This is a genomic window from Actinomadura sp. 9N407, assembly GCF_044326315.1.
Lineage (GTDB): Bacteria > Actinomycetota > Actinomycetes > Streptosporangiales > Streptosporangiaceae > Spirillospora.
The window spans coordinates 224,782-239,520 of sequence record NZ_JBIRAW010000008.1; the positions used below are offsets into that span (position 1 = coordinate 224,782).

Annotated in this window: 15 protein-coding genes and 1 tRNA gene; 8 read left to right on the plus strand and 8 right to left on the minus strand. The window is 71.0% G+C overall.

The genetic code is table 11. The annotated features are described in order from the left end of the window. Positions 1 to 4: 4 nt before the first annotated feature. Both ACH34Q_RS15340 and ACH34Q_RS15345 read right to left on the minus strand, forming a co-directional pair. Positions 5 to 619, minus strand: coding sequence for a TetR/AcrR family transcriptional regulator (locus ACH34Q_RS15340; RefSeq protein WP_395983583.1), 615 nt, complete (start codon positions 617 to 619; stop codon positions 5 to 7). A 53-nt stretch (positions 620 to 672) separates the two neighbouring features. Further along, positions 673 to 1,494 carry an SAM-dependent methyltransferase gene (locus ACH34Q_RS15345; RefSeq protein ID WP_395983584.1) on the minus strand — a complete coding sequence of 274 codons (822 nt, stop codon included), beginning with the start codon at positions 1,492 to 1,494 and terminating at the stop codon, positions 673 to 675. A 220-nt stretch (positions 1,495 to 1,714) separates the two neighbouring features. Here ACH34Q_RS15345 and ACH34Q_RS15350 point away from each other — a divergent pair, with 220 nt between their 5' ends. Continuing rightward, positions 1,715 to 4,324 carry a BTAD domain-containing putative transcriptional regulator gene (locus ACH34Q_RS15350; RefSeq protein WP_395983585.1) on the plus strand — a complete coding sequence of 870 codons (2,610 nt, stop codon included), beginning with the start codon at positions 1,715 to 1,717 and terminating at the stop codon, positions 4,322 to 4,324. A gap of 74 nt (positions 4,325 to 4,398) precedes the next feature. After that, complete coding sequence (locus tag ACH34Q_RS15355; protein ID WP_395983586.1) at positions 4,399 to 5,037, plus strand: TetR family transcriptional regulator; 639 nt, start codon at positions 4,399 to 4,401, stop codon at positions 5,035 to 5,037. A 9-nt stretch (positions 5,038 to 5,046) separates the two neighbouring features. Here ACH34Q_RS15355 and ACH34Q_RS15360 read toward each other — a convergent pair whose 3' ends face one another. Then, on the minus strand, positions 5,047 to 5,862 hold the full coding sequence (locus ACH34Q_RS15360; protein ID WP_395983587.1) for a serine hydrolase: 816 nt from the start codon (positions 5,860 to 5,862) through the stop codon (positions 5,047 to 5,049). A 653-nt stretch (positions 5,863 to 6,515) separates the two neighbouring features. Between ACH34Q_RS15360 and ACH34Q_RS15365 the strand changes: the two genes are divergently transcribed. Together ACH34Q_RS15365 and ACH34Q_RS15370 are read left to right on the plus strand one after the other, a co-directional pair. Beyond that, entirely contained in the window at positions 6,516 to 7,346 is an 831-nt protein-coding gene (locus tag ACH34Q_RS15365) for an STAS domain-containing protein (RefSeq protein ID WP_395983588.1), read from the plus strand. Positions 7,347 to 7,379: 33 nt separating this feature from the next. Beyond that, entirely contained in the window at positions 7,380 to 8,627 is a 1,248-nt protein-coding gene (locus ACH34Q_RS15370; protein ID WP_395983589.1) for a PP2C family protein-serine/threonine phosphatase, read from the plus strand. Between the two features lie 178 nt (positions 8,628 to 8,805). Here ACH34Q_RS15370 and ACH34Q_RS15375 read toward each other — a convergent pair whose 3' ends face one another. Beyond that, positions 8,806 to 9,033, minus strand: coding sequence for a hypothetical protein (locus tag ACH34Q_RS15375; protein WP_395983590.1), 228 nt, complete (start codon positions 9,031 to 9,033; stop codon positions 8,806 to 8,808). Between the two features lie 34 nt (positions 9,034 to 9,067). Beyond that, entirely contained in the window at positions 9,068 to 9,991 is a 924-nt protein-coding gene (locus tag ACH34Q_RS15380) for a LysR family transcriptional regulator (RefSeq protein WP_395983591.1), read from the minus strand. 99 nt (positions 9,992 to 10,090) lie between these two features. Here ACH34Q_RS15380 and ACH34Q_RS15385 point away from each other — a divergent pair, with 99 nt between their 5' ends. Beyond that, entirely contained in the window at positions 10,091 to 10,543 is a 453-nt protein-coding gene (locus ACH34Q_RS15385; RefSeq protein ID WP_395983593.1) for a nuclear transport factor 2 family protein, read from the plus strand. A gap of 8 nt (positions 10,544 to 10,551) precedes the next feature. Then, positions 10,552 to 11,220, plus strand: a complete 669-nt coding sequence (locus tag ACH34Q_RS15390; RefSeq protein WP_395983594.1) for an SDR family oxidoreductase — start codon at positions 10,552 to 10,554, stop codon at positions 11,218 to 11,220. A 115-nt stretch (positions 11,221 to 11,335) separates the two neighbouring features. On the opposite strand, the gene ACH34Q_RS15395 is transcribed toward ACH34Q_RS15390, so the two are convergent. From ACH34Q_RS15395 to ACH34Q_RS15405, 3 genes are all read right to left on the minus strand, one after another. Then, entirely contained in the window at positions 11,336 to 11,563 is a 228-nt protein-coding gene (locus tag ACH34Q_RS15395; RefSeq protein WP_395983595.1) for a hypothetical protein, read from the minus strand. Between the two features lie 247 nt (positions 11,564 to 11,810). Beyond that, entirely contained in the window at positions 11,811 to 12,656 is an 846-nt protein-coding gene (locus tag ACH34Q_RS15400) for an SAM-dependent methyltransferase (RefSeq protein ID WP_395983596.1), read from the minus strand. A gap of 217 nt (positions 12,657 to 12,873) precedes the next feature. After that, a tRNA-Arg gene (locus ACH34Q_RS15405) sits at positions 12,874 to 12,946 on the minus strand. Between the two features lie 294 nt (positions 12,947 to 13,240). On the opposite strand from ACH34Q_RS15405, the gene ACH34Q_RS15410 reads away from it, so the two are divergent. Then, on the plus strand, positions 13,241 to 13,588 hold the full coding sequence (locus tag ACH34Q_RS15410) for a hypothetical protein (RefSeq protein ID WP_395983597.1): 348 nt from the start codon (positions 13,241 to 13,243) through the stop codon (positions 13,586 to 13,588). A 66-nt stretch (positions 13,589 to 13,654) separates the two neighbouring features. Further along, complete coding sequence (locus ACH34Q_RS15415) at positions 13,655 to 14,677, plus strand: D-alanyl-D-alanine carboxypeptidase family protein (protein WP_395983598.1); 1,023 nt, start codon at positions 13,655 to 13,657, stop codon at positions 14,675 to 14,677. The last annotated feature ends 62 nt before the right edge of the window (positions 14,678 to 14,739 follow it).

The window sequence follows — 14,739 nt, forward strand, 5'->3', positions numbered from 1 at the left end:
AGCGTCACCCTTCTGGGTCGTGCGAGGTCGTGTGGGGGGCCACGGAGGCGATGAGGTGGTCGACGACCGCGGCCCAGGCGGCCGGGTCGGGGCCGGGCAGCTCGAGACCGTTCATGACCAACGAGCCGAGCACGACGGTCATGCACAGGTGCGCCAGCGCCTCGGCGTCGAGGTCGGAACGGGCCAGGCCGTCGTGCTGGGCGCGCTCGACCGCCTCGCGCAGGCCGCCCCGGCGGTGCCGGATCCCGGCCGTGATCATCTTGGCCACGGCGGGATCGCGGCGGGCCGCCGCGAACGACTCGATCAGCATCGCGCCCTGCCGCGAGGAGCGGCCGGGCAGCGCCTCGGCGAGCCGGGTCAGCAGGTCCAGCGCGGTGCCGGGGGAACCGGCCGCGAACAGCTCGGCGAGCTGGACCGGGATGTGCGCCGCGATCGCGTGCCCGAGCAGTTCGGCCTTGGTGCCGTAGTTGGAGTAGATGGCGCCCACCGACAGCCCGGCCCGGCGCGCGATCTCGCCGGTGCTCGCGCCCTCGTACCCGCGCTCGTGGAAGACCTCGGCGGCCGCGGCGAGCAGCCGCTCCCGGACGACCTGCGAGCTGACTCCGGCGACGCGTCCCATCGCAAAAAAATAACACCCACTCTTTTCCCTGCCAACCCCGGGAGGGCGGCGGGTCAGTGGGGAGAGTGCTGCTTCTGCAGGCCGATGCCGGCGTACATGAGGGAGGGGCCCGGTGGCCAGGCACCGCCGTTCGGGCGCCAGAGCGAGAGGGGTGCCAGGCCCGGGCCGGCCGGGGTGAGGTCGCCGAAGAACGGCATGATCCCGGCCCGGTCGCGCAGCACGAGCGGCGCGGAGCAGCCGGCGCTGTAGATCCGGGCGGCCTCGGCCAGCGTCTCGGGGGCGAAGTCGGCGGTCGCGTGCGAGATCACCAGGGCGCTGCCGGGAGCGAGCGCCGCGCGCAGTTCCGCGACGGCCTCGTACGGGCGGTCGGCGGCGGTGAGGAAGTGCAGGACCGAGGTCAGCAGCACCGCCACCGGACGGTCCCGGTCGATCAGCCCGCACGCGTCCACGCCGGCCAGCAGCCCGGCCGGGTCCCGCAGGTCGGCGTGGACGGCGGCGACATCGCCGCACGCGGCCAGCAGCGCCCGCGCGTGCGCCAGCACGATCGGATCGTGGTCGACGTACACGACCCGGCAGCCCGGATCCTGTCCCGACGCGATCCGGTGGACGTTCTCGCCGCCGGGCAGGCCGCAGCCGATGTCGAGGAACTGCCGGATCCCGCGCCGGGCGAGCGTGCCGACCGCCCGGTACAGGAACGCCCGGCCCTCCCGGGCGGCCGTGTCCAGATGCGGTAGGACCCGCAGCAGCTCGTCCACCAGGTCGCGGTCGGCGGCGTAGTTGTCCTTGCCGCCGAGCAGGTAGTCGGAGACGCGCGCGGGGCTGGCGGTGGCGGGGGAGCGGACGAGCGTGTTGAAGGTCTCGTGCGTGGATGTCATCCCGTCCCCGTTCCGGTGACTGCGCTGCTGCCCGCGCACTCTAGGGAGAGAAGGTCAGCCAAAGGTCAGTGCGGCACGGTCAGCGCGGCGCGGTCGGTGCGTCAAAGTCCTTGCATCGCTTTGATCGCCCTGGCGTGCGGCCGAAATAGGCCTGCTGTTCCGGGTGCATTCTCCATTACCGTGGCACTCCACTCGTTCCCCGGCTCCCGTTTGAGAGGTCATGGAATTCCACCTTCTCGGCCGGCTGATCGTGCGTTCCGACGGCGGGGAGCCGATCACGGTCTCGCAGCCGCTGCTGCGCTCGGCGATCTGCGTCCTGGTGCTCAAGGCGGACCGCCCGCTCACCTCCGCCGAGCTGGAGGAGCTGCTCTGGGACCAGGACGCGGGCCTCAAGTCCGGCGCGCTCAAGACCGGGCTCAGCGAGGTGCGGCGGCTGCTGACCACGGCGCGGCTGCCGCCGGGGCACGGCGGCTATCAGCTGCGCCTGCATGACGGAGACTCGCTCGACCTGCGGGAATTCCGCGCACTGGCGGTACGGGCACGCGGAGCGGCCGAACGCGGCGAGGCGCCGCTCGCCGCCGGTCTCTACGAGCGCGCGCTCGCCCGATGGCGGGATCCACCCCTGGAGGATCTGCCCAAGACGCTGGCGATGTCCGGCATCACCACCGCGCTACTCGCAGAACGGCGCCTGGCCCGCGAGGAACTCGCCGAGGCGCGGCTCGAATCGGGACGGCATCGCGAATTGCTTCCCGAACTGCGTTCCTGGCTGGCCGAAGAGCCACTGAACGAGCACTTCTGGTCCCGATTGCTGCTCGCCCTCTACCGTTCAGGACACAAAGCGGAGGCGTTGCGGACCTACGGAGAAGCACAGGACGTGCTGGTCAGGGAGACCGGTGCGGAACCCGGCCCCGAACTGCTGCGGATATGGCATCGAATCAAGGCCGATGACCCCGGCCTGGCGTTCCGTACGAGCCAAGTGGCGGCGGTCGCGATGCCGCTGGCGCGCCAGCTCCCGCCCGACATCCGCGACTTCACCGGCCGCGAGGACGAGTGCGAGCGGCTCCGCCGGGTGCTGTCGCTGGCACCTTCCGCGCCGGCGCCGCCCATCGTCTCCATCACCGGCGCGCCCGGCCTGGGCAAGACCGCCCTCGCCGTACACGTCGCACACACCGCGGCGGCCTCGTTCCCCGACGGCCAGCTCTACCTCCAGCTCGCCGGTGCCACCGCCAGCCCGCGCGACCCCGCCGTGGTGCTCGACGAGGTGCTGCGCGCAATTGGGGCGGCTCCGTCCGACATTCCCGACACGCTGGCGGAACGGTCCGCGATGTTCCGCTCGCGCCTCGCCGGCCGGCGCGTCCTGGTCGTGGCCGACGACGCGGCGAGCCCGGAGCAGATCAGGCCGCTGCTGCCCGGCGCCCCCGGCTGCGCGGTCATCGTCACCAGCCGGATCCGCTCGCCGAGCCTGGACGGCGCCCATCTGGTCGATCTCGAACGGCTGCCGCCGCCGGACGCCGTCCGGATGCTCACCAGGATCATCGGCCGGGACCGGATCGCGTCCGACCGCGCCGCCGTGGACCGCATCGTCGCCGCCTGCGACGGCTTCCCGCTGGCCGTACGGATCGCGGGCGCGCGGCTCGCGGCCCGCCCCTCCTGGCCGCCGGCCCATCTGGCGAAGCTGCTCCTCGGCGAGGGCCGCAGGCTGGACCACCTCACCGGCGTGCGCGCCCACATCGCGGACGCGTACGACTCGCTCGACGAACCGGCGCGCCGGACGTTCCGGATGCTCGCGCTGACCGGCCCGCACGACGTCGCGCCGTGGGTCATCGAGGTGCTGCTCGGCGATCCCGCCGCCGCCGAGGTGGTCGACGGCCTCGCGGACCGGTCCCTGCTGACCACGGCCGGGATCGACCGGGCCGGCCAGCCCCGCTACCGGCTGCACGACCTGCTGCGCGAGTTCGCCGCCGAACGCCTCGCCGGCGACCCGGAGCGCGAGCCGGCCCTGGAACGCCTGACGCTCGGCTGGCTGGAACTGGTCGACGCCGCCGACGCCCGCGTCCCGCGCGACCCGTACTTCCCGGCACCGGCCCGCTTCGAGCCGCGGGTCGTCATCGGCGACGACCTGATCGCCCGGCTGATCGAGCCCGATCCGGGCGCCTGGCTGGACAGCGAGACGGCCAACCTCCGTACCGCCGTCGAGACCGCCTGCGCGGGCGGCCGGTTCAGGCTGGCCACCGGGCTGGTCCTGCGGATGGCCGCCTCCCTGCGCCTGCGCCGCCGGCACGACGAGGCCGAGCATCTGTGGCGGACGGTGATCGCCGCCGCCGACCGGCAGGGCGACGCCCGCGTCGCCGCCCACGCCCGGCTCCGCGCCGGTACGGTCCTCGCCGCCGATCGCGGCAGGCCGGCCGAGGCCGTCCCCCTGCTCGACGCGTGCATCGAGGTGCTGGAGCCCGAACCGTACGCCGAGGACCTCGCCCGTGCCCTCGCCTTGCGCGCGTACAGCGCCCAGATACTCGGCGACCCCGAACCCGCCCGCCGCGACGCCGAACGCGGCCTCGCACTGGCCCGTGACAACGACGACCACCACGCCGCGTTCACGTGCCTGCGCGTCCTCGGCCTGGTGTCCAGCGAGTCGGGCGACCACGAACGCGCGGTGCGGTGGGCCGCCGAATGCCTTGAGGTCGCGCGCCGCGCCGGTACGGAGGCGTCGCAGGACATCGCCCTCCACGTCCTCGTACGGGTCAAGCTCGCGGCGGGCCGGTTCGACGAGATCCCGGCCCTGTACCGCCGCGTACGGCGACTACGGGCCGCGCTGCCCGAAGAACCCTGACGGAGGGCCCCGGCCGCCGTAATCTGGGCTGGACGGAGAACTCCGCCATATCGCGTGCCCAAAGGGAGAGTACGGTGCCTACGCAGGCGGAACGTTCGGCGACGACCCATCGGCGACTGCTGGAAGCCGCCGTCGAGCTGTTCGCCACCAAGGGGTATCAGAGCACGACCGTGGCCGAGATCGGGGCCCGCGTCGGGCAGAGCCGCGGAGCCGTGACGCTGCACTTCGGCTCCAAGGACGGGCTGCTGTCGGCCATCGTCGAGATCCTCAAGGACGAGTGGGAAGAGGGAACGTTCCTACCGCACCTGGAGGCGCGCGGCGGCAGCATCGAGGAGGCGGTGGACGCCGCGTTGCAGGCCCACCGCCAGGCGTTAGAGGAGGACCCCACCTTCTTCGCGCTCTACGACGCGCTGCTGTACGAGGCCGTCGGCCCGTCCTCGGCGATCCGCTCGGACTTCGCCGCCCTGCACCGGCGGCTGCGCGAGCGGATCGCGATCCACGTGGAGTCGGGCCAGAAGGCCGGACTGATCCAGCCGGACGTGGACCCCGAGGGCCTGGCGATCTGGCTGCTCGGCTCGCTGCGCGGCATCGTCCACCAGTACCTGATCGAGTCCAAGGCGCTGGACCTGGACGCGGCGTACGCGGAGCTGAAGCGCGCCACGCTGGCCCGCCTGGTCATCGCGGCGGCCGAATCGGCCGAGTCGGCGGGGTGAGCGCCGGCATCAGCGCGTGCCGGCGTCATCGCCGGCGCGCGCTAGAGCGCTGACCACGGTCGCGCCGGCATGCTCGACCGCCTCCACCCCTTCGGCCATCGAGGCGTGGTGGTCGGACACGACGGCGATCAGGTAGTCGTGGCCGCCGTCGTGGATGCGTCCGATGCTGTTGACCGTCCAGGCGCCGCCGTCCGCGACGCGCGGGAGCCAGCCGTTCTTCAGCGCGACCTCGGCACCGTCACCGGCGGCGGCGCTCACTCCCCAGGCCTGCTCAGGCACCACGTTCCGCATCAGGCCGAGGACGTGGTGGCGGTCGCGCGAGCTGAGCGGGCCGCCCGCCGAAGTGAGCGCCGCCAGGAGTCGTACTTGGTCGGTGGCGCTGGTCGTGGTCGCACCCCAGGCCGTCCCCTGGCCGGGCTCGGTGTGCTTCAACCCGAGCCTTCTCCCGGCCTCGGCCAGCCCCGCGCCGCCGCCGATCGCGCGCCAGAGCGCGGTGGCCGCGTCGTTGTCGCTGACCACGATCGCCCGTTCGGCCAGGTCCCGCTCGTCCGAGGTGAGCATGCGCTCCTCGCGCCGCGCCTGGAGCAGCAGCGCCATGACGATCTGCACCTTGACGATGCTGGCCGTCCCCGGCCGCAGCTTCGTGCCGTGCGCGTACGAGAGTCCGGTGGCCAGGTCGCGTACCGCCACCGACACCCGTCCGGGGCGTTCGGCCAGATAGCGGTTCAGGGAACGGCGGAGCCCGGAACGGTCGAACGCGGCGCGCCGCGTTACCCCGCCGTTCGCTCCGCCAACCGTGCCCGCCCGTCCCGCGTCAACCGCCATAACGGTGGAATTGCCGAGCGACGACACAAGTATGGTCGTCTTTTTCATCGGCACGCTCTTTTCCTTGCCCGGTTCGGGTAGGTCCTTTCAAAGTTCAAGGTTCCTCCGGCGCCTTCGACGCCCCGGAGGACGGGAGCCCGATGTGTGATTCGGCTCGAGGGATCCGGCCAGAGTGTCGCGATCCGGCTCGAGTGATCCGGCTCGAATGTGATCGGAGGGGGCAGTGGACCGTGAGGCAGTGCAGCATCAGGCAATGCCGGTGCCGGTCGGGGGAACGCGCGAGGTCCTGGTGGCGGGCCTGCACGCCGACTTCGCCGAGATGCCCGTCGAGACCGTGCGCCGCTGCATAGAGGATATCTGGAGCTGCTGCGTCCATCTCGGAATCCGGCCGGAAGCGGAGACGATAGAAGGTCTCGCGCTGTCCCGCCTCACCGGAATGGCCATGGGTGCCAAGAACTCGGGTGCCAAGCGCTCGGGCGCCAAGCGCTCGGGTGCCAAGAGTCCGGGCACCAAGAGTCCGGCTGGAAAGAGTCCCGGCGCGCCGGCCGGGCGGACGCCCCCGCCGACATCTCGCGCGCGTTCCGTCCCCCTCTCGTCCCGGCTCCAGGGAGCCGATGCCATGGCCGTATCCGCGTCGACAAGAGAAATGACCGATGAAAAAGACTTCCGTGCAAGGTCTGCGGACCAGGACCGTTCAAGGCTTCGCCGTGCTCACGCTGCCACCGGAAACGGGGTGGCACAACTACGCGGCGATCCGGGAGGCCCTGTGCGAGGCGTTGACCACGGAGTCGGGACGCGGCCGGTCGGGGCTGGTGGTCGACTTCAGTGACACCGTCCTGCTGGACGCGGCGGGCCTCGTCCTGCTGGCCCGTACCCAGACCAGGGCGAACCTGCTCGGCCGTACGCTGCGGATCGTGGTGCCGACGCTGGCCCTGCGCACCCGGCACGCGCTGCATGTCACCGGGCTCGCCCGGCTGGTGCCGCTGTACCCGCACATCGAGTCCGCGACCGTACCGCCGCCGGCCCGGCCGCACCGCCGCCGAGCCGCGGCCGACGGCACGCATGTGCTCGACGCGATCCGGGCGCTGTACCCGGAGGACACCCGGCTGTCGCTCTATCTGCCGGACGCCGAATTAACGATCACGACGGCGCCGGTCCCCGACGACGACCATCTGCTGGTCCAGGTCGCCGGCGTACTGGACGAGATCACGACCAGCCAGCTCGGCGAGGCGCTCACCTCGATGATCGAGAAGAACACGCACCATCTGATGCTGAAGATGCACGACCGGATCCGGGTCCGCTGCGATCCGTTCCCCGTCCTGCTCGGCATCCGCTGGCGGGCCAGCGCCGAGGGCGGCTGCCTGTCGCTGGCCGGGGTACCGCCGCGGCTGCGGCAGATCATCGACCGCGAGGGGCTGCGGTCGGCGTTCCAGTCCTGCCGCCGCCTCGCCGCACCGGTCCCGAGCACCGTCACGGCGCTCTGACTCCCGCGTACCCGGGGAGGGGAGGCCACCGGGATGGGCGGTCCGTCGGGGCGCGAGCGGATGCTCGCCGGGCTGGTGAGGGCCGGCCATCTGATCACGTTCGAGCAGCTGCCGGACGCGGTGGTCGAGCACGCCGCCGAGGCCGCCCTGACCGATGTGCTGGTGTACCTGGTGGACCTCCAGGAGGAGATCCTCTTCCTGCTCACCGGGCACGGCATCGACGCCAACGAGGAGTCCGGCGAACGCCCGGCCGACATGCCGGTCGAGGGCACGGTGCCGGGTCGCGCCTTCCAGCACGGGGAGATCGTGCCGGGGTCACCGGGCGAGCCGGGTCCCGCGCGGTGGTGGGTCCCGCTGCTGAACGGCACGGAGCGGCTGGGCGTCCTGCGCGTCACCACCCGGACGGCCGACGACCCGCCCTTCGAGGGCATGCGGGAACTGGCCGCCGTCGTCGCGCTGCTCGTGGTGACCAAGCGCGGGGTGAGCGACGCGCACGCCCGGCTGGTCCGGCGCCGGCAGATGAACGTGGCGGCCGAGATGCAGTGGCGGCTGATCCCGCCCCGGACCTGCGCGACCGACCAGGTGATGATCAGCGCCGTGCTGGAACCCGCGTACGAGATCTCCGGCGACGCCTTCGACTACGCGTTCAGCGGCGGGACCGTCCATCTGAGCATCTTCGACGCGATGGGCCACGACGCCGCGTCCGGCCTCACCGCCAACCTCGCCGTCGCCGCCTGCCGCAACCACCGCCGCCAGCATGAAGGCCTGAACGGCATCGCCGAGCGGATCGAGGAGATGGTGCAGGAGCAGTTCCCCGACGCCCGGTTCGTCACCGGCATCATGGCCGAGCTGGACGTGGTGAGCGGGACGCTGACCTGGATCAGCCGCGGCCACCATCCGCCCGTGATCATCCGCAGGCGCCGCACGCTGCCGCTGGAATGCCCGCCCGCGCCCCCGATGGGCCTGGGGCTCGGGGTCACGGCCACCGTCTGCCACCAACAGCTCGAACCCGGCGACCGCCTGCTGCTCTACACCGACGGCATCACCGAGGCCCGCAGCCCCGAGGGCCGCGAGTTCGGTCTCGACCGCTTCACCGACTTCATCATCCGGCACGACGCCGACGGGCTACCGGTACCCGAGACCCTGCGCCGCCTCATCCGCCACCACCTGAACTACCACGACGGACAGCTCAGCGACGACGCCACGGTCCTGCTCCTCGAATGGCACGGCCCCGCCCCGTTCCACACCGGCGAAGCCGAAGCCCTGGTCGGCCTCCCCTGACCGGACGCGTGTTCCTAAGACCCGGCCCACGCTGCTCGCCTGGCGGCTCGCACCGTGACCGGTTCTTGTGCGAGCGCGGCATCGCTTCGCGATCTGGCCGGTGAGGCTCGCCTTCGGCTTTGCCTCCCCGGCCAGGTAATGCGCTCGCGCGGTGGCTGAGGCCACTTTGAGACAGTCCCTAGGCGAGGCGCTGCTTGAGGAACTGCTTGCCCTGCTCGGCGCCCTTGCGGCTTTCGCCCTGGGCGCGTTTGAAGAACTCGGCCAGTTCGGTGTCGCCGTCGCGCTTGGCGTCCGCGATGTAGGTCTCCAGGCGTAGCGCGTTGCTGAGGCACGCCTCGACGAACCAGATGATGTTGTAGTCCTTGTCCTTGGTACCCGTGACCTGACCGGTCTCCTGGGTCGACATGGAACCTCCCCTTGTTCGGCTGGTTTCCGGGCGCCTACCCCTGCATCGGCGGATGAACCGAACCGGCCGCAGATCGTTCGGGCTGGGGGAGCGCTTCGATGAAGGAGCGGATCGCGGGACGGTGGTCGCCGGGATTCCAGGCGATGGCGAGTTCGCTGGGGGACAGGCCGGAGACGGGGATGGCCTGGATTCCCGTCCGCTTGTAGATGGCGGCGTTGCCGGACGCGAGCAGCGCGACGCCGCTGCCCTCCTCGATGGCGGTGAACGTCTCGTCGGCATTGGTGACCGTGCCCGCGATGGTGGCGGGACGGCCGCCGCGATGGTCGAGGGCGAGCCAGTGGTCGCGCAATGGCCCGGCGCTCTCGGGCAGGGCCAGGAACGGCTCGTCCAGCAGTTCAGCGAAGTCGACCTCGCGGCGCCCGGCGAGCCAGTGGTCGTCCCGGAACGCGATCCAGCGGGGCTCCTCGGCCACCACCCGCAGGTTGAAGGCGTCCTGGCGCGGGATGGGGAGCCAGACGAACGCCAGGTCGACCTCACCGTTCGCGAGTCCCGCGGTGGCGTCGTCCCAGTTGATCTGGCGCAACTTGAGCCGCCAGGTGGGACACCGTTCCTCGAAACGGGCCCGTACCGCGGACATCAGGCCCCGGCCCACACTGGTGGACAGCCCGACGGTGAGGACGGCGGACTCGGCGGCGGCAGCGTCGCTGACCGCCCGCTGCGCCTCGTCCCAGGTACGCAGCAGCTCCTGCGCGGCCGTCAGCAGCGCTCGCCCGGGTGCGGTCAGGGTCACGGCACGCCGGTCGCGGTCGAGGAGCTTGACCCGCATGGCCTCCTCGAGCCGGCCGATCTGCTTGCTGAGGGCCGGCTGGGAGACGTACAGCCGTTCGGCGGCGCGGGTGAAGCTCAGCTCCTCGGCCACGGCGCAGAAATACCGAAGATCCCGCAGATGGGCGTCCATAACCGATGGTTATCACGGCTTCTATTGGACGCGCCACGCCCGCACCAGCATGATCGACATGCCCGGGCAGAGCGCCGGGGCAGCGAGGGGAAATGCGACATGGCCACTGCCGAGGACCGCCTGGACGTCATCGAGACCTGCACGCGGATGGGATGGCATGCCGACCGGCGCGAATGGGACCTGCTCGCCACCGTCTTCGCCGGGAAGGTCCTGCTCGACTACACCAGCCTCAACGGCGGCGAGCCCGTCACGCTGACGCCCGAGCAGATCGTCGCGGGCTGGACCGGCGTGCTCGGCGGTTTCGACGCCACCCAGCACCTGATCACCGGCCACCTGGTCACCGTGGACGGGGACACCGCCGTCTGCACCGCCTCGTTCCAGGCCACGCACCGGCTGGCGAACCCGTTCGGCTCGCCGCTGTGGACGCTCGGCGGCACCTACCGCTTCGACCTGGTCCGCGACGGCGGCTGGAAGATCAGCGGCGTGGTGATGACCGCCACCTGGGCCGACGGCAACCGGGATCTGATGGCCCTGGCCGCGGGCACGCCATGATCGCGCTGGTGACCGGCGCGAACCGGGGCATCGGCCGCGACGTCTGCCGCCGGCTCGCCGCCCTCGGGCACACCGTCCTGCTCACCGCCCGTTCCCCGGAGGCGGCCAAGACCGCCGCCACCGAGCTGGGCCCGAACGTCCACCCCCTGCACCTGGACGTCACGTCCGACGACGACGCCACCCGGGTGGCCGCGGAGGTCGCCGAACGGTTCGGGACGCTGGACGTGCTGGTCAACAACGCCGCCATCACGTACGACACATGGCAGCGCGCCGCCACCGCCGACCTCGACATCGTCCGGGAGGCGGCCGAGACCAACCTGTACGGCCCGTGGCGCCTGGTGCAGGCCTTCCTTCCCCTGCTGCGCGAGAGCGCCCACCCGCGGATCGTGAACGTCTCCAGCGAGGCGGCCTCGCTGACCAACATGGGCGGCGGTACCCCCGCGTACAACGCCTCGAAGGTCGCGCTCAACGCCTTGACCCGGATGCTGGCCGCCGAGCTGCGTACCGACCGCATCCTGGTCAACGCCGTGTGCCCGGGCTGGGTCGCCACCGACATGGGCGGACCGGGCGGCAGGCCCGTGTCCGAGGGCGCCGCGAGCGTGGTGTGGGCGGTCACCCTGCCCGGCGACGGCCCCACCGGCGGCTTCTTCCGCGACGGCCGCCCCCTTCCCTGGTGAACGGAGGATTCGCCGAGCTGCGCCGCCTGCGTCACCCGCTCATGAGCGACCCGCCATGCGACTCGACGTAACGTCCCATCACGCTGTGCGCTTGATCGGAATCCCGGCGGCCGCCTCACCGCCGTCGTCCGGGCTCCTCGTCGAGCGCGGGATCGAAGACGCCCGCGACGCTCATCACCAGGAGGGCCAGGGTGACGGTGCCCGCGAACGCGGTGCCCCCGGTGAGGATGGCCTGCGGTACGGAGTTCCCGGCGGCTCCGGTGAGAATTCCCGCCACGAGGGCGACGATGACGCCGAGCAGTATGGCGATCAGGATGAACAGGAATCTGATCCTGCGGTCCATGAAGGCCCCCTTCCCTGCGGACGCACTGATGGGGATGTGCCACCACCGGAAGGACAAAATCTACCCAGGGAAAGACCCGTCGCTTTGTGTGACTACCCGGGCCTCGGTAAACGTAACCCCCGAGTCCTGATTGGGTAGATCTCTCCTGAGACGGCGGGACACCGCCCCTGATTTCCCGAATGGAAATGCCCCCGCTCCAAAAGCGAAGCGGGGGCGGACCGGCACATTCGACGGTTTCCGGCGGCTGTCAGGACTTGCGGAGCAGGCCGCCGTATTCGTAAACGGAGGGATCCAGGGCCGAGCGGCCCACGTACTTCTGGAGTTCGGCGGGCACCGGGTCCAGCGCGGGCTGGCCGGGATCGGGGCGCCAGTCCTTGACGTTCACGAGGCCGGGCTCCACCCGCTCCAGCGCGGGCAGCATCTCGGCGACCTCCTCCGGGGAACGCATCCGCATCTGCAGTCCGGCGCCGTTGAACCGGGCGTTCATGTCCACGCGCTGAGGGGTCCGGTCGCAGACCATCTGGCTGAACGCCAAGTGGCTGCCGGGGGCGGCCCGTCCGATGATCTCACCGAGGACCCGGGCGGGATCGTCCTCGTCCATCAGGTGATGGCCGACCGACAGGAACAGCATGCCCACCGGCTCGTCGAAGTCGATCAGCCGCTGCAGCGCCGGCTCCGCCAGCAGCGCCTCCTGCTCGCGGAAATCGGCCTGGATCATCGTGGTGCTCTCGTCGGTCGTCAGCAGGGCGCGCCCGTGCGCGAGGACGATCGGATCGTTGTCCACGTACACGACACGGGACTCGGGCGCGAGCGCCTGGGCGACCTGGTGCACATTGTTATTGGTCGGCAGCCCGCAGCCCATGTCGATGAACTGCCGGATGCCCCCATCGCTCACCATGTGCCGAACGGCCCGGTAGAGGAACCGGCGATTCTCCCGGGTGATGTCCACGCCGGCGTGGAACTCCTCCAGCATTCCGATGGTGAACTGCCGGTCCACCTCGAAATTGTCCTTGCCACCCAGCATCCACCCGTACGTGCGCGCCGAGGTCGGCACGTCCTCCGGAATATGAACCTGCCCGTAACCGTCGGTCATCGCTTTTCCTCCCGGGTGAGGAGGACAGTCTAGAACGATCTTCGGGTGAAAATAGGGTGATTTCTCCCGGCCGCGAGACGGCGTCCATCAGGCCGATGGCGCCTTGGGATCCGATGCGCCTGGATCCGGACGGCGGGACGCTCGCGGGGACTGCCGGGGGACAGTCGGGGGACCGCCGGAGGCCGGTCGCGATCCCGGGACCGGCCTCTGACCTGGGCGCCCCCGGCAGGATTCGAACCTGCGGCACCCGCTTTAGGAGAGCGGTGCTCTATCCCCTGAGCTACGGAGGCATGTCGTCGCTCGCCGGATGAGCGTAGCGGACGGCACCTCACAGGGTAAGGGAACGCGGGCGCGGACGCTCCTTCTTATGGAGTGGGATGGGCCATGCCGGGCTGGCGTGGGCGGAGTGGGATGGGCCATGCCGGGCTGGAGTGCGCCAGGGGGGCGGAGCGGGACAGCCGAGTCCGGGTGCAAGCGGACGGTTCAAGTCCGGGTGCAGGTGCAGGGGGCCATGTCCGGTTGTAGTGGGATGGGGGATGTCCGGTATTAGGTCCAATGGCGGGTGGGTCGGTACGCTACGGTCCGTGCGGGTGAAGTGGGTGTACGTGATCGGCGGGGCGGTCGCCGTGATCGTGCTCGCTCTGGTCGTGGTGGGAGTACGGGGCGGCGGTGGATCCGAGCCCGTGGCGGGGCCGCGGAACGTTGATGTGCGGCCCAGTACGCCGCAGGCGCCCGAGACCCATCCGACGCAGGGTGAGTACGTACCGCCGCGGCCGGTGCCGAAGACGCGGGCGCCGGAACGGGTGGTGCCCACCAAGAGCCGTCCGAAGCCGCGGCCCGAGCGGCGGTACCGTGGTGACTGCCCGAGGAAATGGGCAGGGATCCCGTTCCTCAGGAAGTGGTGCGAACGGAACGGTTACCGGACTCGGTGAAGTCGTCTGTGAACATGTAGTAACGTTCCTGCCGCTGTCGTGCTTTTGGGCATCAGGAGGAACACTGTGCCAATCCCCCGGTCGGCGGTGCTGACCGCGGTCTTCCTGGTGATGGTCGTCGGACTGCCGGGCGTGGCCACCGCGCGCGAGGATCCGGTCAAGCAGCTGCGGAGCGCGGCTTCGAAGGCGCGGGCCGAACTGGAGAAGGCGACCGGGCAGATGGAGAAGCGCAAGAAGGATCTTGCGAGCTCCCAGGACAAGCTGCGGGCCACGCTCAAGGACCTGGCCAAGGCCGAGGCGGATCTCAACCGGATCCGCGGGCCGCTGGCCCGGCTCGCGAACGCCTCGTACCAGCAGCCCGGGGCGGCCGGTTCGATGTCGATCTTCGGCGGCGGGGACGCGGGCCAGGCGCTGCGGGCGACGGCCGATGTCACCCATCTGGCCAACGGGCAGCAGACGCTGGTGCGGCAGGCGGACGAGCTGCAGGCGCGCCGGCAGCGGCTGACGTCGACGGCGCAGGAGCTGCAGTCGCGGAACGCCGTGGAGCAGACGAAGCTGCAGCAGGACATCGACGGGCTGAAGAGCAGGTCGGAGGGGCTCACCAAGGAGCTCAGCGCCATGCTCAAGAAGGTGGAGTCCGACCGGGAGCGGCGGCTGCTGGCCAAGTGCGACCGGGACGGGGCGGCGAACGCCAAGAACTTCCCTAATGGGCTGATCCCGAACAAGTACCTGTGCCCGCTGCCCCAGCAGGGCGAGCAGCTGCGGGCCGACGCGGCGATCGCCTTCTACAAGCTGAACGCCGCGTACAAGCGCAGGTTCAGCCGCGACATGTGCGTCACGGACTCCTACCGCAGCCTGCCCGACCAGCAGCGGGTGTACTCGCAGCGGCCCGGGTTCGCGGCGGTGCCGGGCAGCAGCAACCACGGCAAGGGGCAGGCCCTCGACCTGTGCGGGGGGATCGAGAACGCCAGCAGCGCCCAGTTCAACTGGCTGGAGGCCAACTCGAAGAAGTACGGGTGGTTCCACCCCGCGTGGGCCTACAGCAACCCGTACGAGCCCTGGCACTGGGAGTACGGGACCGAGGGCTAGGGGGCTTGTCTCAAAGTGGCCTCAGCCACCGCGCGAGCGCGTTACCTGGCCGGTGAGGCGAT

Coding starts and splice junctions, on each gene's coding strand:
- ACH34Q_RS15340 (WP_395983583.1), bottom strand. CDS start 619: ATGGGACGCGTCGCCGGAGTCAGCTCGCAGGTCGTCCGGGAGCGGCTG.
- ACH34Q_RS15345 (WP_395983584.1), bottom strand. CDS start 1,494: ATGACATCCACGCACGAGACCTTCAACACGCTCGTCCGCTCCCCCGCC.
- ACH34Q_RS15350 (WP_395983585.1), top strand. CDS start 1,715: ATGGAATTCCACCTTCTCGGCCGGCTGATCGTGCGTTCCGACGGCGGG.
- ACH34Q_RS15360 (WP_395983587.1), bottom strand. CDS start 5,862: ATGGCGGTTGACGCGGGACGGGCGGGCACGGTTGGCGGAGCGAACGGC.
- ACH34Q_RS15365 (WP_395983588.1), top strand. CDS start 6,516: ATGAAAAAGACTTCCGTGCAAGGTCTGCGGACCAGGACCGTTCAAGGC.
- ACH34Q_RS15370 (WP_395983589.1), top strand. CDS start 7,380: ATGGGCGGTCCGTCGGGGCGCGAGCGGATGCTCGCCGGGCTGGTGAGG.
- ACH34Q_RS15375 (WP_395983590.1), bottom strand. CDS start 9,033: ATGTCGACCCAGGAGACCGGTCAGGTCACGGGTACCAAGGACAAGGAC.
- ACH34Q_RS15380 (WP_395983591.1), bottom strand. CDS start 9,991: ATGGACGCCCATCTGCGGGATCTTCGGTATTTCTGCGCCGTGGCCGAG.
- ACH34Q_RS15385 (WP_395983593.1), top strand. CDS start 10,091: ATGGCCACTGCCGAGGACCGCCTGGACGTCATCGAGACCTGCACGCGG.
- ACH34Q_RS15395 (WP_395983595.1), bottom strand. CDS start 11,563: ATGGACCGCAGGATCAGATTCCTGTTCATCCTGATCGCCATACTGCTC.
- ACH34Q_RS15400 (WP_395983596.1), bottom strand. CDS start 12,656: ATGACCGACGGTTACGGGCAGGTTCATATTCCGGAGGACGTGCCGACC.